This window comes from Serratia quinivorans, from assembly GCF_052113645.1.
Lineage (GTDB): Bacteria > Pseudomonadota > Gammaproteobacteria > Enterobacterales > Enterobacteriaceae > Serratia > Serratia quinivorans_B.
Genome location: NZ_JBIEIU010000023.1, coordinates 1 through 22,127 on the forward strand (window position 1 = coordinate 1; position 22,127 = coordinate 22,127).

General features: G+C 56.2%; 20 protein-coding genes and 1 pseudogene. 3 read left to right on the top strand and 18 right to left on the bottom strand.

The genetic code is table 11. The annotated features are described in order from the left end of the window. Positions 1 to 116: 116 nt before the first annotated feature. The 5 genes and pseudogenes from hemG to ACGS9J_RS24975 all read right to left on the bottom strand — a co-directional run. Positions 117 to 650, bottom strand: coding sequence for a menaquinone-dependent protoporphyrinogen IX dehydrogenase (gene hemG / locus ACGS9J_RS24955; RefSeq protein WP_442233307.1), 534 nt, complete (start codon positions 648 to 650; stop codon positions 117 to 119). Positions 651 to 672: 22 nt separating this feature from the next. Beyond that, complete coding sequence (gene trkH, locus ACGS9J_RS24960) at positions 673 to 2,124, bottom strand: Trk system potassium transporter TrkH (RefSeq protein ID WP_442233308.1); 1,452 nt, start codon at positions 2,122 to 2,124, stop codon at positions 673 to 675. A gap of 34 nt (positions 2,125 to 2,158) precedes the next feature. After that, a complete protein-coding gene (locus ACGS9J_RS24965; protein WP_442233309.1) occupies positions 2,159 to 2,773 on the bottom strand; it encodes an IMPACT family protein in 615 nt (204 codons plus the stop codon). Further along, on the bottom strand, positions 2,773 to 4,104 hold the full coding sequence (gene pepQ, locus ACGS9J_RS24970) for a Xaa-Pro dipeptidase (protein WP_442233310.1): 1,332 nt from the start codon (positions 4,102 to 4,104) through the stop codon (positions 2,773 to 2,775). Before pepQ ends, ACGS9J_RS24965 begins: the two co-directional genes overlap by 1 nt. Positions 4,105 to 4,221: 117 nt before the next feature. Beyond that, positions 4,222 to 5,439, bottom strand: a pseudogene (locus tag ACGS9J_RS24975) (MFS transporter); the annotation flags it as partial. A 212-nt stretch (positions 5,440 to 5,651) separates the two neighbouring features. Here ACGS9J_RS24975 and fadB point away from each other — a divergent pair. Together fadB and fadA are read left to right on the top strand one after the other, a co-directional pair. Then, a complete protein-coding gene (gene fadB / locus ACGS9J_RS24980; protein WP_442233311.1) occupies positions 5,652 to 7,841 on the top strand; it encodes a fatty acid oxidation complex subunit alpha FadB in 2,190 nt (729 codons plus the stop codon). A gap of 10 nt (positions 7,842 to 7,851) precedes the next feature. Continuing rightward, the gene (gene fadA / locus ACGS9J_RS24985) at positions 7,852 to 9,015 is read left to right on the top strand and encodes an acetyl-CoA C-acyltransferase FadA (RefSeq protein WP_442233312.1); all 1,164 of its coding nucleotides are present in this window, start codon (positions 7,852 to 7,854) and stop codon (positions 9,013 to 9,015) included. Between the two features lie 171 nt (positions 9,016 to 9,186). On the opposite strand, the gene fre is transcribed toward fadA, so the two are convergent. The 3 genes from fre to pepE all read right to left on the bottom strand — a co-directional run bounded on the left by fre (position 9,187) and on the right by pepE (position 12,249). Beyond that, a complete protein-coding gene (gene fre / locus ACGS9J_RS24990) occupies positions 9,187 to 9,888 on the bottom strand; it encodes an NAD(P)H-flavin reductase (protein WP_442233313.1) in 702 nt (233 codons plus the stop codon). A gap of 50 nt (positions 9,889 to 9,938) precedes the next feature. Next, the gene (ubiD, locus tag ACGS9J_RS24995; protein WP_442233314.1) at positions 9,939 to 11,459 is read right to left on the bottom strand and encodes a 4-hydroxy-3-polyprenylbenzoate decarboxylase; all 1,521 of its coding nucleotides are present in this window, start codon (positions 11,457 to 11,459) and stop codon (positions 9,939 to 9,941) included. A 64-nt stretch (positions 11,460 to 11,523) separates the two neighbouring features. Then, positions 11,524 to 12,249, bottom strand: coding sequence for a dipeptidase PepE (gene pepE / locus ACGS9J_RS25000; RefSeq protein WP_442233315.1), 726 nt, complete (start codon positions 12,247 to 12,249; stop codon positions 11,524 to 11,526). Positions 12,250 to 12,493: 244 nt separating this feature from the next. On the opposite strand from pepE, the gene rfaH reads away from it, so the two are divergent. Continuing rightward, complete coding sequence (rfaH, locus tag ACGS9J_RS25005; protein WP_442233316.1) at positions 12,494 to 12,982, top strand: transcription/translation regulatory transformer protein RfaH; 489 nt, start codon at positions 12,494 to 12,496, stop codon at positions 12,980 to 12,982. Between the two features lie 45 nt (positions 12,983 to 13,027). Here the strand turns inward: rfaH and hemB are convergent, their stop codons facing one another. The 10 genes from hemB to ACGS9J_RS25055 all read right to left on the bottom strand — a co-directional run bounded on the left by hemB (position 13,028) and on the right by ACGS9J_RS25055 (position 22,042). Then, on the bottom strand, positions 13,028 to 14,050 hold the full coding sequence (gene hemB / locus ACGS9J_RS25010) for a porphobilinogen synthase (protein WP_442233317.1): 1,023 nt from the start codon (positions 14,048 to 14,050) through the stop codon (positions 13,028 to 13,030). 14 nt (positions 14,051 to 14,064) lie between these two features. Next, on the bottom strand, positions 14,065 to 14,847 hold the full coding sequence (gene tatD, locus ACGS9J_RS25015; RefSeq protein WP_442233318.1) for a 3'-5' ssDNA/RNA exonuclease TatD: 783 nt from the start codon (positions 14,845 to 14,847) through the stop codon (positions 14,065 to 14,067). Positions 14,848 to 15,050: 203 nt separating this feature from the next. Next, complete coding sequence (gene tatC / locus ACGS9J_RS25020) at positions 15,051 to 15,821, bottom strand: Sec-independent protein translocase subunit TatC (RefSeq protein ID WP_442233319.1); 771 nt, start codon at positions 15,819 to 15,821, stop codon at positions 15,051 to 15,053. A gap of 3 nt (positions 15,822 to 15,824) precedes the next feature. After that, positions 15,825 to 16,391: a Sec-independent protein translocase protein TatB gene (gene tatB, locus ACGS9J_RS25025; RefSeq protein WP_442233320.1), complete on the bottom strand. Its 567-nt coding sequence runs from the start codon at positions 16,389 to 16,391 to the stop codon at positions 15,825 to 15,827. A gap of 3 nt (positions 16,392 to 16,394) precedes the next feature. Further along, entirely contained in the window at positions 16,395 to 16,658 is a 264-nt protein-coding gene (gene tatA, locus ACGS9J_RS25030) for a Sec-independent protein translocase subunit TatA (RefSeq protein ID WP_006323098.1), read from the bottom strand. 80 nt (positions 16,659 to 16,738) lie between these two features. Next, the gene (ubiB, locus tag ACGS9J_RS25035; RefSeq protein WP_442233321.1) at positions 16,739 to 18,370 is read right to left on the bottom strand and encodes a ubiquinone biosynthesis regulatory protein kinase UbiB; all 1,632 of its coding nucleotides are present in this window, start codon (positions 18,368 to 18,370) and stop codon (positions 16,739 to 16,741) included. Continuing rightward, on the bottom strand, positions 18,367 to 18,975 hold the full coding sequence (ubiJ, locus tag ACGS9J_RS25040) for a ubiquinone biosynthesis protein UbiJ (protein WP_442233322.1): 609 nt from the start codon (positions 18,973 to 18,975) through the stop codon (positions 18,367 to 18,369). Before ubiJ ends, ubiB begins: the two co-directional genes overlap by 4 nt. A 13-nt stretch (positions 18,976 to 18,988) precedes the next feature. Next, entirely contained in the window at positions 18,989 to 19,744 is a 756-nt protein-coding gene (ubiE, locus tag ACGS9J_RS25045) for a bifunctional demethylmenaquinone methyltransferase/2-methoxy-6-polyprenyl-1,4-benzoquinol methylase UbiE (RefSeq protein ID WP_442233323.1), read from the bottom strand. Between the two features lie 79 nt (positions 19,745 to 19,823). After that, entirely contained in the window at positions 19,824 to 21,371 is a 1,548-nt protein-coding gene (rmuC, locus tag ACGS9J_RS25050) for a DNA recombination protein RmuC (RefSeq protein ID WP_442233324.1), read from the bottom strand. 140 nt (positions 21,372 to 21,511) lie between these two features. After that, on the bottom strand, positions 21,512 to 22,042 hold the full coding sequence (locus ACGS9J_RS25055) for a DedA family protein (RefSeq protein WP_442233325.1): 531 nt from the start codon (positions 22,040 to 22,042) through the stop codon (positions 21,512 to 21,514). Positions 22,043 to 22,127: the final 85 nt, after the last annotated feature.

A 22,127-nucleotide genomic window follows, 5' to 3' on the forward strand; every position in this document is an offset into this window, starting at 1 on the left:
TCCCGGTCAGTGGAGGCGCATTATAGGGAGTTCTCAGAAGGCCGCAACCCCTAAATGCAAAAAACTTTTCAAGCGCGCCTTTTTTCGACAAAACGCTGAACAAGCCAGCGTTTTCGTCACTTTTCATACTGAATATGGCCAAACTCCTGAGCAAAGCGTTCCACTTGCTGCCAATCGGTGTATTCCACTTCTTTACTGGTATCTGTTTCTCCACCGGTCATACGCATAATAAGTTGAATCATGATTCGGTCGAACCAGCGATAACGCGGATAGCGCAGTGCGCCAGCAAATACGGCACACTGTTTTGGCTGCCAGGGCGACGACAACAGAAACTTGCGAGTATAGGCGTTGGTCTGCGGGGAACGCTTGTCCGCTTTCCGGGCGGTCAGGTTGACGCTAAAGAATGCGCTCGGCATCCGGTTTAACTGTTCAGCATGACGCTTAACGAACTTTTCCAGAGTCGGATGGAAATGGCCATAACGCACCGAGGCGCCAATCAGTACCTGTTGATACTGAGTAAGGTCAATATCACCCGCCTGCAGCAAATCGATCACGTCGCAGCGCAGCGTATCCTGCAGTTTGTTTGCTATATAAGAAGCGATAGAACGTGTTTGCCCATCACGGCTAGAATAAAGAATCAGTGCCTTCACGGCGTTACTCCTTCTATCAGGATCATTCGCGCCAGAACGTCGGCGTAAACAGAACCAGCAGTGTAAAGACCTCAAGGCGGCCAAACAGCATCGTCAGAACCAGTATCCACTTCGCCGGTGCAGGCATTGTAGTAAAGTTATCCGCCACCACGCCCAATCCCGGCCCCAGGTTGTTAAGGGTCGCCGTCACGGCAGCGAAGGCGGAGAAATCATCAACGCCAGTCGCGATAATGGCCAACATGCTGACGATAAAGACCAGTGCATAAGCCGAGAAGAATCCCCATACCGCCTCCAGGATCCGTTCCGGCAATGCGCGGTTACCCAATTTGATAGTGTAAACCGCATTAGGGTGCACCAACCTTTTTAGCTCACGTGAGCCCTGCAAATACAGCAGCAGGATACGGATGACTTTCAAGCCACCACCGGTCGAACCGGCACAGCCACCGATAAAAGCAGAGCACAGCAACAACATCGGCAAGAATAGTGGCCACTTGGAAATGCTGTCGGTGGTAAAGCCCGCCGTCGTCGCCATCGATACCACCTGGAAGAATGCCTGATTGAGCGTTTCCATACCGGTTTTGTAAACCCCATGCCCCCACAGCACGCCAGTACATACCACCACCAGCGTCAACTGTACGGCGATAAACATGCGGAACTCAGGATCACGCCAGTACACTTTCAGGCTGCGGCCGCTCAACAGGGCGAAGTGCAAACCGTAGTTACAACCGGAGATCAGCAGGAAAACAGCAATAATGGTGTTGATGGTGGGACTGGCGTAGTAGCCAATGCTGGCATCGTGGGTAGAGAAGCCGCCAATGGCGATGGTCGAGAAACTGTGGCCTATGGCGTCGAATATCGACATACCGGCCCCCCAAAGCGCCAACGCACAGGCAATGGTCAGCAAAACATAAATCAGCCACAGGGTTTTGGCCGTTTCGGCAATGCGCGGTCGCATTTTGTTATCTTTTAGCGGGCCTGGCATTTCTGCCCGGTATAGCTGCATCCCCCCGACGCCGAGGATCGGCAGTATGGCTACTGCCAACACAATGATCCCCATCCCGCCCATCCATTGCAGCATCTGCCGATAGAACAAAATGGCTTTGGGTAACGAGTCCAATCCCACCAGCGTTGTCGCTCCCGTGGTGGTTAACCCGGAAAACGACTCGAAGAAGGCGTCGGTCAGCGACAGGTTAGGCCGCTCCGAAAATAAAAATGGCAATGCCCCGACGCTACCCAGCACCGTCCAGAACAGCACCACGATCAAAAAGCCTTCGCGTGGCTTCAGTTCATGCTTTTGTTTACGGTTAGGCCACCACAGCATCAGGCCGATGGTCACCGCCACAAAGAAGGTTTGGCTGAACGCCCGCCCCGCCCCATCGCGGTATATCAATGCCACCAGACCAGGAATAAACATCGTCCCGGAGAACAGGATGACCAACAAACCAACGATACGGGTAATAGCGCGAAAATGCATTTCAGCACGATCCTTAGCAATTCAGTTGGGGGAATTATTGCGAAATGGGGGTTAATTGCAAATTACCGCGACTGAGATCACGTAATTTATTCCCGAACGCCTCAACGCCGGTGACCGGTAAAGTCAGGTGCAGCATGACGGAGGCACCATATTCCCCCTGAACAATCCGCCCTTCTGTTTGCTGCAACAGGTTCTCTACCAGCGCCAACTGAGCATAGTCGCATTGCAAAGTATATTCGGCCTGCGGGATCTTGTAGCTCACGGCCAACTCTTTTAATGCTTGCTGCACCCCGCTGCCGTAGGCTCTCACCAAACCGCCAGTGCCCAACTTGATACCGCCGTAGTAACGTACCACCACGGCGGTGATTTCACCTATACCACTGCCCATGAGCTGCGCAAGAATGGGTTTACCCGCCGTGCCGGAGGGTTCCCCGTCATCGGAAAAACCCAACTGCTGCGAGTCGCTCGGCGGCCCAGCGACAAATGCCCAGCAATGGTGCCTGGCCGCCGGGTGCTCATCACGAACCTGCTGGATAAACGCCTTTGCCGCATCCACCCCGCTGGTCGGTGCCAGCAGGGTGATAAAACGGCTCTTCTTTATTTCCTCGCTGATGCTGATGGGCGCTGCGGGGATCGGATAGGACTGCATCAGGCCAGGTTCAAATCGCGCGTCATGTTCTCAATACGCTTTTCGTGGATCACGATATTGTCTTCAATACGAATACCGCCATAAGGTTTCAGCGCATCAATGCGATCCCAGGCAAAGTATTGACTGAATTCGCCGCTGCGCCATGGTGCCAACAGGGATTCAATAAAATAGAGGCCGGGTTCGATGGTCAATACCATGCCAGGTTGCAACACACGGGTGCAGCGCAGATAGGGGTATTTAGCAGGCGCAGCCAAATGGGTACCTTGTTCATCCTGCATAAAGCCGGCGGAGTCGTGGACCTGCAGGCCCAGCGGATGGCCCAAACCGTGAGGCAGGAACGGCGTAGTGAGCCCTTGTTCCACCATGGCTTCTTCACTGATACCGCTCACCAGCTTATGGCTCTTGAGGAGTTTGGCGATACGTTGGTGCATCTGCACATGGTAATCGGTGTAACGCACGCCGGCTTTGATGGTATCCATCAGCGCCAACTGTTCGTCATTAACGTCTTTTACCAACTGGGCAAAATCGCTGCCGCTTTGCCCTGCGTAGGTCCGTGTCAGATCGGCCGCGTAGCCGTTATATTCCGCACCGGCGTCAATCAGGAAGCTCAGCGTTTCGGCCGGCGGTTGGTGATCCAGCGTGGTGTAATGCAGAACCGATGCATGCTCATTCAACGCGACGATGTTGTCATAAGGCACATCGGTGTCGCGATGACCTGTCGCCGTGAGGTAAGCCAGGTTGATATCAAACTCGCTCATACCGGACAGGAAAGCTTCATGGGCTGCACGGTGCCCCATAACCGCGGTCTTCTGCGCTTCACGCATGCAGGCAAGCTCATAGCCGGTTTTGATTGAGCGATGGAAGTCGAAGTAGTTCAGCACCGCTTTCGGGTTGACGTTTTCTGCAGAGATACCGAGATCGCGAGCGCGCTGCTGTGCATAACCGATATACCCCACACGTTCACGCTGGGCAGGAAGCTGCTGTGCAATATCGTCAGCATTGGCCAGCGGCATCAATTCAATCGACTTGGTCCAGAAACTATCCGGCAACGGCTCAACGCTGTGCCAGTAATCGACCGGCGAATAGAACCACAGCTTCGGTTTGTTAACGCCGTCCACCCACAGCCAGCAGTTTGGCACCGAGGTGACCGGCACCCAGGCTTTAAAGTGCGCATTCACGTTGAACGGATAACTGCGATCGTCCTGGAAAATCCGCTGCAATTCCCCGGAGTGAATCAGCAATGCATCCAGTTTGTTGCGCGTTAACACTTCACGCGCCCGTTTTTGCAGCTCTGCCAGGTGGTCGTTATACAAAGAAGCCAGTGTTTCCATCACAATACCCTTTTACATACCATTAGAACGGAATGCCTCATCTTAGCACACCGTTCAGGCGCACCAACCCCATCGCCTCTGGCATGCGGGGCGCTTCGCAAATCGTTGTCAATGTCGTTACATCCGTAGCTTGACAATTAACCAGGCGATCAAACCCAACAAAGCGATCGCGGCCGCCCACAGACCCTGATGTTCAAGCAAAACCGCGCCGGCGGCAGCGAGACCCGCCAGGCACTGCTGCAGAAAACCACATAACGCCATGGCATAGGCGCCATGCTCTTTAGCATCGCTGACGGCCAGCGCCATACTGTTAGGAAACAACACCGCCTGGCCAAAAATCGTCAGGCAATACAGCGTAATAAATAACGTCATGCCGGAAAGTCCCACCAGCACGTCACTCCACCACAACAGCATGATCGCAGCGGTCGTCAGAGCAACAATACTCGTCCCCACCTGCATTAATCGCTTGCCGCCGAAACGCGCTACCGTCCGATTCACCACCATCGCCCCGGTAAAGTAAGCCACCCCGATCACCAGCCCCAGCGCCCCAAAGGCGGTCACGTTTAGACCAAACCCCTGCTGCATAATAAACGGACTGATCTCCTGTAAGGTCACCGTGGTAGCAAACCCCAACCCGCCGACGCATGCCGGCCAGAAGAAACCCGGGCGAAGCAGAATGCGCCAATAGGTCGCCGCCATGGCAGGACGCAGGCCCACGGCCCGGCCCGCCTCCAACGGCAGTGTCTGCATAAGCAGCAGGATCGCCAACCCGGTCAGCCCCATCAGTACAAAGCCCATTTGCCAGTGCGAATATTGGCTAAGCAACCCACCGATAAATTGCCCACCGCCCAACGCAGCGATAAAGGCTATCGACAGCACCGAGAGGCGTCGTGCCAGCTCGTCGCCGCTCCAGTTGTCGCGAACAATAATGCGCGCGATGATCGCGGCCCCCCCGGCGGCAATGCCCTGCAGCGCTCTCAGTACCAATAATTGAGTGCCATTACTGCAAAACGCCAACAGTGCGCTGCAACTGATAAATAACGCCAAAGACAGCGTCAGCGGCAGGCGCCGTCCAAAGCGATCGGCGGCGGCGCCCCAGAACAGTACCGGCAGAGCAGCCCCCATGACGAATATCGATATCGACAACTCGGTGGCACGACGCGTCATCGACAATTCCTGCATCACCGTCGGTAACGAAGGCAGATACACCGTTGTCGCCATCTGCGCCATAAAGACCAACAAGCAGGATAGGGTCATGGTTCTGGCGGGAACGCTCCAAAAACCGCTCTGTTTTGCACATACCGCTTTACTCATTTCGTACCTCTTGGTGTGTAACGCTCTGCTCCGGCAAGTGTATGAAGGGTTGCCGACACCAGCAAATCACCATAACGCATAAAATATAACTTCGTTTTAAATCAGAATATTAACCCATTGCCATGTGATCCGCCCTGCAAAAATGCAATCTCTCATTTGCATATTGTTAACATAAAAACCACACTCCTCATCATCTGGTCATACCAGATCAAACGCTGATTCAGGAGATAGACATGCTCTACCAAGGCGAAACATTACAACTGCACTGGCTCGACAACGGCATCGCCGAGTTGGTGTTCAATGCCCCAGGCTCTGTAAACAAGCTGGATACCCGCACCGTTGCCAGCCTGGGCGAAGCGCTCGCGGTGTTGGAAAAGCAGACCGAGCTGAAAGGCCTGCTGCTGCGTTCCACTAAAGCCGCCTTTATTGTCGGCGCCGATATCACCGAATTCCTTTCGCTGTTTGCTGCCCCTGCTGAAAAGCTGCAGGAATGGCTGATTTTTGCCAATACCATCTTTAACCGGTTGGAGGATCTGCCGGTGCCGACCATTTCGGCCATTAACGGCTATGCGCTCGGCGGCGGCTGCGAATGCATTTTGGCGACCGACTTCCGCGTCGCCTCACCGGATGCACGTATTGGCCTGCCGGAAACCAAACTGGGCATTATGCCGGGCTTCGGCGGTTCCGTTCGCCTGCCACGCCTGTTGGGTAATGACAGCGCACTGGAGATCATCGCCGCCGGTAAAGACGTCAGCGCCAAAGACGCACTGAAGGTCGGCCTGGTGGATGCGGTGGTCGCACCGGAGAAATTGGTAGACGCTGCGCTGAAAATGCTGCAGCAAGCGATCGACGGCAAACTGGACTGGCGCGCCTATCGCCAGCCAAAACTCGAGCCGTTAAAACTCAGCCCTATCGAAGCAGCCATGAGTTTCACCACCGCCAAAGGCATGGTGATGCAAACCGCGGGCAAACATTACCCGGCACCGATGACAGCGGTCAAAACCATTGAGGCCGCCGCCAAGCTGGGCCGTGATGAAGCTCTTAAGCTGGAAACCGCCAGCTTTGTGCCATTGGCCCGTTCCAAAGAGGCCCGCGCATTAGTCGGTATCTTCCTTAATGACCAGTTTGTGAAGGGTCAGGCGAAGAAGCTGGCAAAAGGTATCGAAGCACCGAAGCAGGCTGCGGTGTTGGGGGCCGGTATCATGGGTGGCGGCATCGCCTACCAGTCCGCGCTGAAAGGCGTGCCGGTGATCATGAAAGATATCAACGACAAATCCCTGACGCTCGGCATGAATGAAGCCGCCAAGCTGCTGAACAAGCAGTTGGAACGTGGCAAGCTGGACGGTATGAAGATGGCGCAGGTGCTGTCGACCATTCAACCGACGCTGGATTATGCCGGTATCGAACGCGCACAGGTGATTGTCGAAGCCGTGGTCGAGAACCCCAAGATTAAAGCGGCAGTGCTGTCCGAAGTGGAAGGCCTGATCGGTGAAAATACCGTGCTGGCGTCCAATACCTCAACCATTCCAATCAATCACCTGGCAAAATCGCTGAAACGCCCGCAAAACTTCTGCGGCATGCATTTCTTTAACCCGGTACACCGCATGCCACTGGTGGAAATCATCCGCGGTGAGCAGACCAGCGACAGCACCATCGCCGCCGTGGTGGCCTATGCCAGCCGCATGGGTAAAACGCCGATCGTGGTTAATGACTGCCCGGGATTCTTCGTCAACCGCGTGCTGTTCCCGTATTTTGCCGGCTTCAGCATGCTGTTGCGCGACGGGGCCGACTTCCGCCAGATCGACAAAGTCATGGAAAAGCAGTTTGGCTGGCCAATGGGCCCGGCTTACCTGCTCGACGTGGTGGGGATTGATACCGCGCACCATGCCCAAGCGGTGATGGCAGCCGGTTTCCCTGAGCGCATGGGTAAAGATTACCGTGACGCCATCGACGTGATGTTCGATAACCAGCGTTTCGGTCAGAAAAATCAGGTGGGTTTCTATCGCTACAGCCAAGACAACAAAGGCAAGCCGCGTAAAGACAACGATGAGCAAACCGATGAGTTGCTGGCGACCGTCAGTCAACCGCGTCAGACCATCAGCGACGAAGAAATCATTGCCCGCATGATGATCCCGATGATCAATGAAGTGGTGCGTTGCCTGGAAGAAAACATCATCGCCAGCCCGGCCGAAGCCGATATGGCGCTGGTCTACGGCATCGGTTTCCCGCCGTTCCACGGGGGGGTATTCCGCTACCTGGATACGCTTGGCACCACTAATTACGTCGAACTGGCCCAGCGTTATGCGCATCTTGGCGCTTTGTATCAGGTGCCTGCCGGCCTGCGCGCCAAAGCCGAACGTAATGAAAGCTACTACCCGGTGGCAGCGCCGCTGTCCGATGTCTCCACTGGCCAACCGGCATGAGGTCATAAAGATGGAAAACGTAGTTATTGTTGATGCCGTACGCACGCCGATGGGCCGCTCCAAGGGCGGTGCCTTCCGCCAGGTCCGCGCCGAAGATCTTTCCGCTCACCTGATGCGCGCCGTACTGAGCCGTAATGCGGCGCTGGACGCGGCCGAAATTGACGACATTTACTGGGGATGTGTGCAGCAGACCCTGGAGCAGGGCTTTAATATCGCCCGCAACGCTTCGCTGCTGGCAGAGATCCCGCATAGCGTACCGGCAGTGACCGTCAACCGCTTGTGCGGCTCGTCCATGCAGGCGTTGCACGATGCTGCGCGCGCCATTATGGTCGGCGATGCACACGTCAGCCTGATTGGCGGCGTCGAGCATATGGGCCACGTACCGATGAATCACGGTGTGGATTTCCACCCGGGGCTGAGCCGCAGCGTGGCAAAAGCCGCGGGCATGATGGGGCTGACCGCCGAGATGCTGGCCAAGATACACAATATCAGCCGCCAGATGCAGGATGAGTTTGCCGCACGCTCGCACCAACGTGCGCATGCCGCCACCCTGGCCGGCTATTTCAAGAATGAAATTATCCCGACCACCGGCCACGATGCCGACGGTGTGCTGACGCGCTATGACTTCGACGAAGTGATCCGCCCGGAAACCACCGTGGCCAGCCTGGCAGCTCTGCGCCCGGCATTCGATCCGGTCAACGGCACCGTGACCGCCGGCACCTCTTCGGCCTTGTCCGACGGAGCGTCCGCCATGCTGCTGATGAGTGAGTCGCGTGCTAAATCGCTCGGCCTGAAAGCCCGCGCACGCATTCGCTCAATGGCCGTAGTCGGCTGCGATCCGTCCATTATGGGCTACGGCCCGGTGCCGGCCAGCAAGCTGGCGCTGAAGCGCGCCGGCCTGACCGTGCAGGACATCGACCTGTTCGAACTGAATGAAGCCTTCGCCGCACAGTCATTGCCTTGCATCAAGGATCTGGGCCTGTTGGACAGCATCGACGACAAGATCAACCTGAACGGCGGTGCCATTGCCTTGGGCCACCCGCTGGGCTGCTCGGGCTCACGCATCTCGACCACCCTGCTGAACAACATGGAACGCCGTGACGTGCAATTCGGTCTGGCGACCATGTGTATCGGTCTGGGCCAGGGGATTGCCACCGTCTTTGAACGCATTTGAGTCTGTCTATTTGGCCTGACTGCGTCACACTTTAAACCGCAGGCATGCCAACAAGTTTAGTTGCCGTACTTCCCGCCTGTCAGGGGCGGGTTTTTTGTGCCTGAAATCCGTAGGCGCCCCTAATAAAAAAGGGTAGCCATTGGCTACCCCGCTTTATACCCGCTGCGTCGCTTAGATAAACGAGAAAGCATCGCCAAACATATGCGCTTCCTGCGCGCCACGCTCGGCACAGAAACGCTCGCGAGCGATTTTCGCCATCTCGAAACGACCGGCAATATAGATATCGTGCTCCGCCAGCGTGCCGAAGTCCTGCAACACCGCACTGAGTACCGTGCCACTACGGCCACGCCACTCTTCTTCCGGCTGTTCGACCACCGGGATCACTTTCAGGTTCGGGTGCTGCAACGACAGCGCTTCCAGCTCGCTCAAATCGTACAGGTGCTTGAGTTCACGTCCGCCCCAGTAGATGGAGATATCGCGGTCAGGCTGCTGCTCCAGTGCGGCCAACAGAATCGAGCGCGCATAAGAGAACCCGGTACCGCCGGCGATCAACACCAGCGGACGGCTGCCTTCTTCACGCAGCCAGGCGTCGCCGTGCGGAAGATCAACGGTAATCGCCTGCTCTTTCAGAATGCGATCCATCACCGCCATGGCGTACAGATTCAGTTCCGAAGCGCCGATGTGCAGTTCAATATATTCCTGCTCTGTCGGGGTCGATGCCAGCGAGAACGGGCGCTTGTCGCGCTCATCCATCACCACCATCAGATACTGCCCTGCCTTGAAAGAAAACGGCGCCTCAGGCACCAAACGTACCCGATAAACCGTATCGGTAATGGCCTCTACGGAGGTCACTTTACAGCTCAATATTGTCATGCGTTCCCTCTGTCGGGTCATCAATGCAAAACTGAGAACAGAGCCTGGCGCTATAGAGTCGGTTCTCTGTCACTGAAAATTGCGAGCTCATCCCAGATATCATCGATGCGCGCACGCACCTTTTCATCCATCTGAATCGGACGGCCCCATTCGCGCGCGGTTTCACCCGGCCATTTATTGGTGGCATCCAGCCCCATCTTCGATCCCAAACCGGAAACCGGCGAGGCGAAGTCCAGATAATCAATTGGCGTATTCTCCACCATAACGGTATCCCTTGCCGGATCCATTCTGGTGGTAATCGCCCAGATCACATCATTCCAGTCACGTGCATTGACGTCATCGTCACAGACGATAACGAACTTGGTGTACATAAACTGACGCAGGAACGACCAGACCCCCATCATTACGCGTTTCGCATGACCGGCATACTGTTTCTTGATGGTCACTACCGCCAGGCGATAAGAACAGCCCTCAGGCGGCAGATAGAAGTCGACAATTTCCGGGAACTGCTTTTGCAGAATGGGAACGAAGACTTCATTCAGCGCCACACCCAACACCGCCGGTTCATCCGGCGGACGGCCGGTGTAGGTCGAGTGATAAATGGCATCGCGGCGCTGGGTGATGTGGGTGATGGTGAATACCGGGAAGTGGTCGATCTCGTTGTAGTAACCGGTGTGATCGCCATACGGCCCTTCCGGCGCCATTTCACCCGGCTCGATGTAGCCTTCCAACACGATTTCCGCGCTGGCCGGCACTTCCAAATCGCAGGAGATGCATTTGACTACTTCGGTTTTATTGCCGCGCAACAGCCCGGCAAAGGCATATTCTGACAGGGTATCCGGCACCGGTGTCACCGCGCCGAGGATAGTGGCGGGATCCGCGCCCAGCGCGACCGCAACCGGGAAACGCTCACCGGGATGCGCCTGACACCACTCCTGATAATCCAACGCACCGCCACGGTGGGACAGCCAACGCATGATCACTTTATTTTTGCTCAGCACCTGCTGGCGATAGATGCCCAGATTCTGGCGCTCTTTTTGCGGCCCGCGGGTTACCGTCAGCCCCCAGGTGATCAGCGGCGCAGCGTCTTCCGGCCAGCAGTGCATCACCGGGATACGGCTGAGATCAACGTCATCGCCCTGCCATACTTGTTCCTGACAAGGGGCTGAACCCAACACCTTGGTCGGCATGTTCAACACTTGTTTGAACTTCGGCAGTTTGTCGAACAGATCGCGAAAGCCCTTCGGCGGCTCTGGCTCTTTCAGGAACGCCAGCAACTTGCCGACCTCGCGCAACGAGCTGACATCTTCCTGGCCCATGCCCATCGCAACGCGGTTGGCGGTACCGAACAGATTGCACAACACCGGCATATCGTACCCTTTAGGGTTTTCGAACAGCAGTGCCGGGCCGCCCGCACGTAAAGTACGATCGGCAATTTCTGTCATTTCCAGATAGGGATCAATCGGCTGGCTGATGCGTTTTAGTTCCCCTCTCTTTTCCAGCAACGAGAGGAAATCGCGTAAGTCACGGTATTTCATGCTGATCATTATAACGGCCAGTGGGGAGGGCATTATAAGCCCTCTTCACGGTTGTTGCTGCACTTTTGTTAAACACAGGTAAAGACATCGCCGACGCTCAGTGGCACGTGAACGGCACCAGCGGGCGCAATGCCTGAGTATCGTGATATTCCTGAGTCTCCACACCGTGGCGGAACACCTTGAAACCTTGGTCCTTGACGCTGAAGTAACGCAGATCATTACCTTCAACGTGCAACAGGCTGCCTTCACGCAGTGCCACCACGGATTCGCCTGGATTGACCGCGCAGAACTCCGCCAGGCGTTCATCACGGGTTTCGCCCATGTGACCGCTGATATGAGCGTCAATATAATGCGGGTTAATCTGCACCGGGAACAGGCTCAGTGCCGGCAGCACGACGCTGTTGCGCACTGGCATGTCATTGGTGGTGCGGATACTTGGCGTGGCAACGTTACACCCGGCGCTCCACCCCACATAGGGCACGCTGCGTTCACGAACCGCCCGCTGAATCGGGACGATAAGGCCCTTCTCATGCAGCATCTGGTTCAGCATCCAGGTATTGCCGCCGCTAACCAAAATGCATTCTGCCTGTTCAATCGCCGCTGCAGGGGACTCCGCGTGGTGAATACTGGTGACTTTGATGCCCAGAATGTGCGCCAGCTCTTGTGCACGCTGATCGTAATCGCTGCGGATCATGGCATAAGGGATAAATACGGCAGACTTGATGCCACGACGTGCGATCATCGCCAACAGCCGGCTCTTGGCATAGCCCAACAGTTCATCCTCGCCGGACAGCTTGCCGTTGCTCAACAGAAATAACTCCATTTTTCCCCCTCAATCAAAAACGATGAATAGCGTCACACCCGGCGACAGCAGCCCAAGGCATACTGCGACGGTAACAAATTTTTAGCCCTCTGTTATACCCAAGCCGTGCGAATAAGTGTGTGACCCCTCGCTAATTGCCAAAAATTCATGCAGATAGCGGCTGTTACATGCTGAAACTTGCATCACTATGTATCCGTAATGGCTTTTGATATGCTTACCGGCTGACAGCAAGGCATGTGAAATTATGGAATCTTGGTACCTACTGTATTGCAAACGCGGCCAACTTTTACGGGCGCAGGATCATTTGGAACGGCAGGAAGTGAACTGTCTGAGCCCGATCATTACGCTGGAAAAGATCGTACGCGGTAAACGTATTGCGGTCAGCGAACCCCTGTTCCCGAACTACCTGTTTGTGAAGTTCGATCCGGAGTGCATCCACACCACCACCATCAGTGCAACACGTGGTGTCAGCCACTTCGTGCGCTTTGGTTCGACGCCGACCACCATCCCACAGGATGTCATCGAAGAGTTGCAGATGCATACCGGCGAAACCTACGTCGATCCGGAAACACCGCAGCCGGGCGATAGCGTGTTGATCGTCGACGGCGTGTTTGAAGGGCTGAAAGCGATTTACACCGAGCCTGACGGCGAAGCCCGTTCGATGCTGCTGCTGAATCTGATCAACAAGCAGGTAAGCCAAAGCGTGGATAACCGGCAATTCCAAAAACTGTAATGCAAAAAGGCGCCCAGGGCGCCTTTTATATAGATGACTTACGCCTTAGCGCTGCATAGCTTCTTCATGCATCCACTGAGCGACCCGCTTGGCGAAGTAAGTCAGTACGCCATCTGCACCGGCACGCTTGAAGCACATCAGCGATTCCATCACCGCCGGTTGCTCCTGCAGCCAACCGTTCTGAATCGCCGCCATGTGCATCGCATACTCACCGGACACCTGATAGGCGAAAGTCGGTACGCCAAAGGTGTCCTTCACCCGACGCACCACGTCCAGATACGGCATACCTGGCTTCACCATCACCATATCCGCACCTTCCTGCAGATCCTGCGCAATTTCTTGCAGCGCTTCGTCGCTGTTGGCCGGGTCCATCTGATAGGTTTTCTTGTTACCGCCTTTCAGGTTACCGCTGGAACCCAGCGCATCGCGGAACGGGCCATAGTAGCAAGATGCATATTTGGCGGAGTAAGCCATGATCTGCGTATTAATCAGGCCCTGGTGCTCCAGACGATCGCGGATCGCGCCGATACGGCCGTCCATCATGTCGCTTGGCGCCACGATTTCCGCCCCGGCTTCGGCGTGGGACAGTGCCTGACGTACCAGGATCTCTTTGGTGATGTCGTTAATGACATAACCCTGCTCATCAATGATGCCGTCCTGACCGTGAGTGGTGTAGGGATCGAGCGCCACATCAGTCAGAATGCCCAATTCAGGCACTGCGTCTTTCAATGCGCGTACGGTACGCTGTACCAAACCTTCAGGATTGTAGGCTTCTTCCGCATGCAGTGACTTCAGGCCAGGCTCAATCACCGGGAACAGGGAAATCACCGGCACGCCCAGCTTGGCGATGGCTTCCGCTTCCTTAATCAGCAGATCGATACTCATGCGCGATACGCCGGGCATCGATGCCACCGCTTCCTGACGGTTACTGCCTTCCATGACAAATACCGGGTAGATCAGGTCGTTAACCGTCAGTTGGTTCTCAGCCACCAGGCGACGGCTGAAATCGTGACGGCGCACACGGCGCATACGGCGACCTGGGAAGGTGCCCGGAAATGCATAGCTCATAGTTTTCTCCTAACTCATTCCAGCCGGAATAGCCGGCGGGCGTTCTCATCGGTTTTCTGCCCCAGCCATTCGGGGTCTTCTTGTCGCCAGGCGGCCACCTGCCGGACGATATGAGGCAAAAAACAGGGTTCGTTGCGGCGAGATGCAGGTTTCGGATGTAAATCCCGGGGCAACAGATAGGGTGCGTCGGTTTCCAGCAACAGACGTTCGGCGGGGATCTGCGGCAGCAGGGCGCGCAATTCCAAGCCACGTCGCTCATCACAGACCCAACCGGTGATCCCGATCGACAGGCCAAGCGACAAGCAACTTTCCAATTCTTCGGCGGTGCCGGTAAAGCAGTGCACCACAGCCGCGGGCAGTTTATCCAACCACGGCGCCAGCAGAGCGGCAAAACGTGCGTGCGCGTCGCGGCAATGAAGAAAAACCGGCATCGCCAGCTCCGCAGCCAGCGCCAGTTGAGCGCTGAATGCTCTCTCCTGCTGATCTGGAGTAGAAAAGTTACGGTTAAAATCCAGCCCGCATTCGCCAATCGCCGCAACCTGTGGCTGCGAGGCCAACTCGCGGATCCGCTCCGCGGTCTGCTCATCCCAACTACTGGCATGGTGCGGATGCACGCCAGCGGTGGACCAGCAATAACCAGTATGCTGCTGCGCCAGCTCACAGGCAGCCTGGCTTTCCTGCAAATCAGTGCCGGTAATCAACAGCCCTTTCACGCCGGCTGTGCGTGCGCGATCCACCACCGCCGGGCGGTCTTTGGCAAACTGTGAACTCGTGAGGTTTACGCCGATATCAAACATGGTTTTCCCAAAGCAAAAGCCGCCCCATCGGGCGGCTCAGACTGCTGACAAAATCCTCTGTACTTTAACGTCATGTTTTGCGTACCAATAAAAACAAAGGATTATGTCTTCCGCTTTACCCCAAACATCCGAAAATCCCATTTTTCGGGTGTTTGTCATCAGACTAAAGCCACCCATCGGGCGGCTCAGACTGCTAACAAATCTTAAGGTGCCGGGGTTTCGTCACCCTCGTCTTCTTCTTCCGGCTGCGGACGCCGTTTGCCCGTATAGAAACGGGCAAAGAACACGCCCACTTCAAACAACAGATACATCGGGATCGCCAGCAGGGTTTGCGAGAACACATCCGGCGGGGTCAGAAGCATGCCAACCACGAAAGCCCCGACCAAAACGTAAGGACGTTTCTTTTTCAGGTCTTCCGGTGAAGTGACGCCACTCCAGCACAGCAAAATAATGGCAACCGGCACTTCAAACGCGACGCCAAACGCCATAAACAGCGCCATGACGAAATCGAGATAGTTATTGATGTCGGTCGCGATCATCACCCCGGCCGGCGCGGTTTTGGCAAAGAAGCCGAACGCCAGCGGGAAGACGATAAAGTAGGCAAAGGCCATGCCGAGATAAAACAGCAGGCTGCTGGAAACCAGCAGAGGCATCATCAGACGACGTTCATGCTTATACAACGCCGGCGCAATGAAGGACCAGACCTGATACAGGATAACCGGCGCAGACACGAAGACCGAGACGATCATCGTCAGTTTGATCGGGGTAAAGAACGGTGACGCCACGTCGGTGGCGATCATGCTCGCCCCGGCGGGTAGCTGTTTGATCAGCGGCGCGGACACCAGTTGATAAATATCATTGGCGAAAAAAACCAGCACCAGGAAGATCGCCAGTATGCTGATAATCGAGTTTAACAACCGCTTACGCAGTTCTATCAGATGACTGATAAGGGGTTGGGTATCTTCAACAGCCATGTTTTAACGATCGCCACTAGGTTGGTGAGACGCTGGGATTTTATCCGCAACAGGTTCTGGGGTTGCCTGAACAGCCGACGCGACCGGTGGCTTCACCGGCACAGCGGGCGATTGCACAACCGGCGGCGTTACCGTTGCGGCCGGCTCCGGTACTGCAGCCGGAGACGATGCGACGGCCGCGGCTTCCGCCGGTGTCACACCGTCATGAATGGCTTCCGGGTCAGTGGCCAGAGGGTTATGGATGGTATGCGCAGGATCGGTTTTGTTGTCGCTGTCGCCCTGATAAGAACGTTTCAGCGATTCCGCCGCGTCTTTCAGCTCATCCATTGACGCCTTCAGCTCCGGCGACAAATTCTGCATGCCCGCCTTCTCTACCTTTTTCAGGCTGTCCTGCAATTCCTGCAGCTTCAGTTCCTGAGAAAGTTCGTTCTGCACCGAAGCCGCCAGCGAACGCAGCGCGCGGATCCAGCCCGAAACTGTTCTTACCGCTACCGGCAACCGTTCCGGCCCAAGTACCACCAGGCCAATCACCAGAACCAGCAGCAGTTCACTAAACCCAATGTCAAACACGGTTTATACCTGCTCTTTGTTCTTCGACTCTTCCGTTTTCACTTCCGGCTGCTTATCGGTAATAGGCTTAGCCGTGAAGTCAGCGTCGTCCAGGCTGCTTTTTTCAGCCGTGTTGGTCGGCGGCGTATTGTCATCGCCGATCGCCTTTTTGAAGCCCTTGATTGATGCACCGAGATCAGACCCCAGAGTACGGAGTTTTTTGGTACCAAACAGCAGCACTACGATCACTGCGATGATCAACAATTGCGTAATACTAATACCGCCCATTGCAATTACCTCTATTTTTACAGGGTTTTTTCAAAATCCGTCGCATTATACGGCAGATTTTACCAGAGTTTCGAGTCAATTCAGGTGGTTCGCTTCCAGCCAATCACCCAGGATACGATGCCGGCGGCCATCAGCCATGCGGGGAACACGTCGACTTCCCCCAACAGCAAAATCGTACCGCTTACTAACAGTGTAGCGCCAACGCCGAACAAATAACGTGATTGCCCCTGACGAACGCGCTGCGCCTGCATCTGATTAGTCAGCTTATCAACGCTTTGTTGCAACAGTTTATGCTGCTGCAGGCTATCGTAAAATAATTCAGGCAGTTCGGGCAGTTTCTCCGCCCAAAACGGCGCTTTTTCTTTCAGTGCGCGGATCACCGCCGGAATACCGACCTGATCGCGCATCCAGCTTTCCAGGAACGGCTTGGCCGTCGTCCACAAATCCAACTGAGGATAGAGCTGCCGCCCCAGACCTTCAACATACAGCAAGGTCTTCTGCAATAACACCAGTTGGGGCTGCACTTCCATATTGAAACGGCGCGCGGTATTGAACAGGTTCAACAGCACGTTGCCGAACGATATTTCCGACAATGGCTTTTCGAAGATGGGTTCGCATACGGTGCGGATAGCGAACTCGAAATCTTCCACATTGGTATCTCGCGGCACCCAGCCCGAGTCAACGTGCAACTCCGCCACCTTACGGTAGTCACGATTGAAAAAGGCGATAAAGTTTTCCGCCAGATAACGCTTATCGTCTTTGTTCAGCGAGCCGACAATACCGCAGTCAATGCCGATATAGCAGGGATCTTCAGGATGCTCATAGCTGACGAAAATATTGCCGGGATGCATATCCGCATGGAAGAAGCTGTCGCGGAAGACCTGGGTAAAGAAGACCTGAACCCCGCGTTCGGCCAACAGTTTCATGTTAGTGCCCTGCTTCTCCAGCGTGGGGATATCCGATACCGGGATACCGTAGATGCGCTCCATCACCAACACGCTTTCGCGGCAGTAATCGGAATAAACCTCGGGCACGTACAGCATCGGGCTGCCGTCGAAATTGCGACGCAACTGAATGGCGTTGGCCGCTTCGCGCAACAGGTTCAGTTCGTCCAGCAAGGTCTTTTCATACTCGCGCACCACTTCACGCGGGCGCAGGCGGCGACCATCCGGCATCAGTTTGGGTACCCAGCCCGCCAGGCGATACATCAGGCGAACGTCGGCCTTGATGATCGGCCCGATATCCGGCCGAATCACCTTCAGCACCACTTCCTGCCCGGTGGTTTTCAGCCGCGCGGTATGTACCTGAGCTATGGATGCCGAAGCCAGGGCCTGTTGGTCAAAATCATCGAACCAGGTTTCCAGCGGACCGCCCATCGCCAATTCGATATGCTTGCGGGCCAGCGCACCGTCGAAAGGCGCGACCCGGTCCTGCAGCAAAGTCAGTTGATCGGCAATCTGTGGCGGGAACAAGTCACGGCGGGTGGACATCATCTGGCCAAACTTGATCCATACCGGCCCCAACTCTTGCAAAGCCAGGCGCAGACGCTCTCCGAGCGGTTTATCCGCGTGGCGGTTTGGCATCCAGAACAGCAGACGACGGCCAAAGCGCAACGGCAGCGTCAAACGCATCTTGGGGATCAGTTCATCCAGGCCATAGCTAAGAAAAACGCGGACGATCAAATACAGGCGGCGTAGTTCGCCAGGGGTCATCGTTTACCCTCCAACTTGTCCATGCGAGCCATCAGCGCTTCGGCATTGCGGACGGTGGCGTCAACTTCCTCGTTAAACCACACCACTTCCAGTGGCCCTGGTGCCACACGCCACTCTTCCGTCAACGTTTCGGCCACATAATGCTGTTGACGCTGCAAGCCTTTCTTCAGCAAACTCGCGCCCTTGCCGAAAGCCTGAGTGACGCCTTGCGCGGCAATATCGCCGATGTAGGGCGCCAGCCATTCCGCCGGATCCCACTCAGCCAAATCGAGCAGGCCAACCAGCTGCTGTACGACCTGAATATCACCTTCAACAATCAGCTCACCGCTGCGCATCAAGGGCGAAAGCTGTTGGCGATCCCGCAGTTTCAGCAGCACCGATATGCGGCTGCGCACCGTGCAATCGGCAGTATCGTCGGACTGACCAAGCACATCGACGCGCTGCTCACTGAAGATCAGCACCAGCGGTGAGGCAAGCTCCTGCAACTCTATGCGCAGTACCTTGCCGGCCAGGCGAAGACGAGCGGCTTTCATGCTGCGATCGCGGAACAGCAGGCTGTTGAGCGAGGTTTCCAGCACGCCGGTCAACAAAGGGGTTAGCAGCATCGGCATGTCCATATCAGAACTTGAAGCCGCGATGCAGGGCCACAATACCGCCGGTCAGGTTAAAATAGGTCACGTTGTCAAAACCGGCAGCACCCATCATGCCCTTCAGCGTTTCCTGATCGGGATGCATGCGGATCGACTCGGCGAGGTAACGGTAGCTTTCCGGATCCTTCACCACCAGCTCGCCAATTTTCGGCAGCACGTGGAACGAATAAGCGTCATAAGCCTTACTCAGCGGGGCCAGCAAAGGTTTGGAGAACTCCAATACCAGCAGACGGCCACCCGGCTTCAACACGCGGAACATGGAGCGCAGCGCCTTGTCTTTGTCGGTGACATTGCGCAGGCCAAAGGAAATGGTGATGCAGTCGAAATAGTTATCCGGGAACGGCAGCGCTTCGGCATTGGCCTGAACGTAGCTGACGTTGCCGATAATACCGCGATCGCGCAGCTTCTCGCGCCCCATCTTCAGCATGGAATCGTTGATGTCCGCCAGGACCACCTGCCCTTGCTCACCGACCATGCGGGAGAACTTGGCGGCCAGGTCACCGGTACCGCCGGCCAGATCCAACACACGCTGCCCGCGGCGCACGCCGCTGCAGTCAATGGTAAAACGCTTCCAGATACGGTGGATGCCAAACGACATCAGGTCGTTCATCACGTCATACTTTGCGGCGACCGAATGAAAAACGTCTGCCACCATGGCCTGCTTGTCGTCTCGAGCTACGGTGCGAAAACCGAAATCGGTGGTTTCCTGCGGTTGATCTGCCATTGTCCTGCCTGCTATTCAGTCAATTTAGTGTGGTTGAGTGTACCAGAACCCCACGGAATACCCCACCTCGCAGCGGCTGTCATGCCTGCGATGCGGAGCGTGGTTCCTCTGCGGCGTCGTCATCCTCCGCCCCCGGCAGCGCGTCAACGTCATCGTCGCCCGCCGCCTCGAATTCTTCATCATGCTGCGCGCTGGCCTGCTGTGCCAGCAGCGGGTTGATCGGTCTTTTCACCTCAACCCCCAACGCACGGAACCCCTCGGTCTGGCCGATAAGATTACCACGGCCTTCACTCAGTTTGTTCATCGCCTGGCGATAACTCCCCTGGGCCTTGTCCAGGCTCTGCCCCAGCGCCGACATATCGTCAACGAACAGCCGCATTTTGTCATACAGCCGCGCCGCTCTGTCGGCAATGCGTTGAGCATTCTGGCTCTGGTGTTCATAGCGCCACAGGTTGGTGATAGTGCGCAGCGCCACCAGCAGGGTGGTCGGGCTGACCAGCATAATGTTGTGCTTGAGCGCCTCGCTAATCAGCTCCGGCTCACGGTCTATCGCCAGCAGGAAAGCCGGCTCCACCGGAATGAACATCAACACGTAGTCCAGCGAACGCAGGCCGGGCAATTGCTGGTAATCCTTGCGTCCCAGCAGGCGGATATGACCACGCAGCGAGCCAATATGCTCGCTCAACGCCGCCTCACGCTCCGCTTCATCTTCGCTGTTGAAGTAGCGTTCGTAAGCTACCAGCGACATTTTCGCATCGATCACCACGTCCTTGCCCTGCGGCAAGCGAACGATCACGTCGGGCTGCATGCGGCTCTGGTGGTCCAGCCGTACGTTGACCTGAGTTTCGTATTCGTGCCCCTCTCGCAGGCCCGAAGCCTCCAGCACCCGGCTTAACACCACCTCGCCCCAATTGCCCTGGGTTTTATTGTCCCCTTTCAGCGCCTTGGTCAGGTTAATGGCCTCGCGCGCCATTTGCGCATTGAGTTGCTGCAGGTTACGTATTTCGTGGGTCAGCGTATGGCGTTCGCGTGCTTCCTGGCCAAAACTGTCTTGCACCTGCCGACGAAAACCGTCCAGTTGCTCGCGCAGCGGCAACAGCAGGCGATCCAGGCTTTGCTTATTTTGCTCATCCACCTTGCGACCGCTGTGTTCAAAAATGCGGTTGGCCAAATTTTCAAACTGGGTGGTCAGGCGTTGTTCGCTGTTGATTAGCAGGCGCTGTTTCTCTTCCGCCGCCATGCGGGTTTCCTCCAGACGGATGGTCACCTCACGCAGCTCAGCTTCCTGGGCGCTGTTCACCTCACGCTGGGCACGCAACTCCTGGTTCAGCAACTCACATTCGTTGCGCCAGTGATTAAGCTGCTGAAGCTTTTCGTGCCCGGCCGCCAACTGGCTGTGCAAATTGCGCAGCTCCAAATCGCTCTGCCGCATTTGCTGTTCATTACGCAGCAGCGTCTCTTGCCGGGCCGCGGTTTCCTGCTGCGCCTGTTGCAGCGATTGTTCCAGCAGCCGCAGCTCGGTTTCATGCTGCGCATGGGTTTGCTGCACGCGCAGGCTGGCGATTAACCACCCCAGCAGTAACCCCACCGCCACTCCGCCTATACCGTAAACCAAACTGGTATCCACCCTGCCTCCTGTTACACCTGACCGTTCCGGCACTTTACGTACCCGTTGCCCGTCACGTTAAGGGGATGCTGTATGGATGTCCAGTCTGATTTTGCCTCAACGGCGCAATATTGCGAAACGCTGCGCAAGTCAGGCAAAGATTAGCCAAACCACTGGCTTAACCACTTGATGCCAAACGCCCCCGGCGCGAGAATGCCGAACGCCCAGATCATCGCCGACGTGATATTCGCCACCTGGAAATAGCGCTGGGGCATACCACAAATGCCACCGACCAGCGGCACCACGGCGCGCAACGGGCCGAAGAAGCGGCCGATGAAAATGCCCAACACGCCCCAGCGCTCAAAAAACGCATGGCCGCGCGTCAGCAGTTGCGGATTACGCGATAGCGGCCACATGTGCGCCACGCGATCTTGATAGTGGTAGCCAATCCAGTAAGAAAGCCAGTCGCCAAAGAAGGCGCCGACAGCAGCGGCGGCCCAAATAGGCCAAAAAGCAATGCCGCTTTCGCCAATCAGCGCCCCCAGTGCCAGCAAGATCACCGTGGCCGGTAACAGCAACGACAGGAACGCCAGCGATTCGCCGAACGCCAGGAAGAAGATAATCGGGATGGCCCAGCCTTCGTGCTGACGCACGGTGTCGCTGACCCAGTGGATAATGTCATTGAGGCTCAATACGGGCTCCTGATGCGGGATTTACTGCCCCAAGGATACGCAATGCCGGCCGGCGTCGGTTAAACCCCGGCTAAACACCAACGCG

Excerpts from the sequence above, each read along its gene's own strand:
- trkH (WP_442233308.1), bottom strand. The coding sequence starts at position 2,124 with ATGCATTTTCGCGCTATTACCCGTATCGTTGGTTTGTTGGTCATCCTG.
- ACGS9J_RS24965 (WP_442233309.1), bottom strand. The coding sequence starts at position 2,773 with ATGCAGTCCTATCCGATCCCCGCAGCGCCCATCAGCATCAGCGAGGAA.
- pepQ (WP_442233310.1), bottom strand. The coding sequence starts at position 4,104 with ATGGAAACACTGGCTTCTTTGTATAACGACCACCTGGCAGAGCTGCAA.
- fadB (WP_442233311.1), top strand. The coding sequence starts at position 5,652 with ATGCTCTACCAAGGCGAAACATTACAACTGCACTGGCTCGACAACGGC.
- fadA (WP_442233312.1), top strand. The coding sequence starts at position 7,852 with ATGGAAAACGTAGTTATTGTTGATGCCGTACGCACGCCGATGGGCCGC.
- fre (WP_442233313.1), bottom strand. The coding sequence starts at position 9,888 with ATGACAATATTGAGCTGTAAAGTGACCTCCGTAGAGGCCATTACCGAT.
- ubiD (WP_442233314.1), bottom strand. The coding sequence starts at position 11,459 with ATGCCCTCCCCACTGGCCGTTATAATGATCAGCATGAAATACCGTGAC.
- pepE (WP_442233315.1), bottom strand. The coding sequence starts at position 12,249 with ATGGAGTTATTTCTGTTGAGCAACGGCAAGCTGTCCGGCGAGGATGAA.
- rfaH (WP_442233316.1), top strand. The coding sequence starts at position 12,494 with ATGGAATCTTGGTACCTACTGTATTGCAAACGCGGCCAACTTTTACGG.
- hemB (WP_442233317.1), bottom strand. The coding sequence starts at position 14,050 with ATGAGCTATGCATTTCCGGGCACCTTCCCAGGTCGCCGTATGCGCCGT.
- tatD (WP_442233318.1), bottom strand. The coding sequence starts at position 14,847 with ATGTTTGATATCGGCGTAAACCTCACGAGTTCACAGTTTGCCAAAGAC.
- tatC (WP_442233319.1), bottom strand. The coding sequence starts at position 15,821 with ATGGCTGTTGAAGATACCCAACCCCTTATCAGTCATCTGATAGAACTG.
- tatA (WP_006323098.1), bottom strand. The coding sequence starts at position 16,658 with ATGGGCGGTATTAGTATTACGCAATTGTTGATCATCGCAGTGATCGTA.
- ubiB (WP_442233321.1), bottom strand. The coding sequence starts at position 18,370 with ATGACCCCTGGCGAACTACGCCGCCTGTATTTGATCGTCCGCGTTTTT.
- ubiJ (WP_442233322.1), bottom strand. The coding sequence starts at position 18,975 with ATGCTGCTAACCCCTTTGTTGACCGGCGTGCTGGAAACCTCGCTCAAC.
- ubiE (WP_442233323.1), bottom strand. The coding sequence starts at position 19,744 with ATGGCAGATCAACCGCAGGAAACCACCGATTTCGGTTTTCGCACCGTA.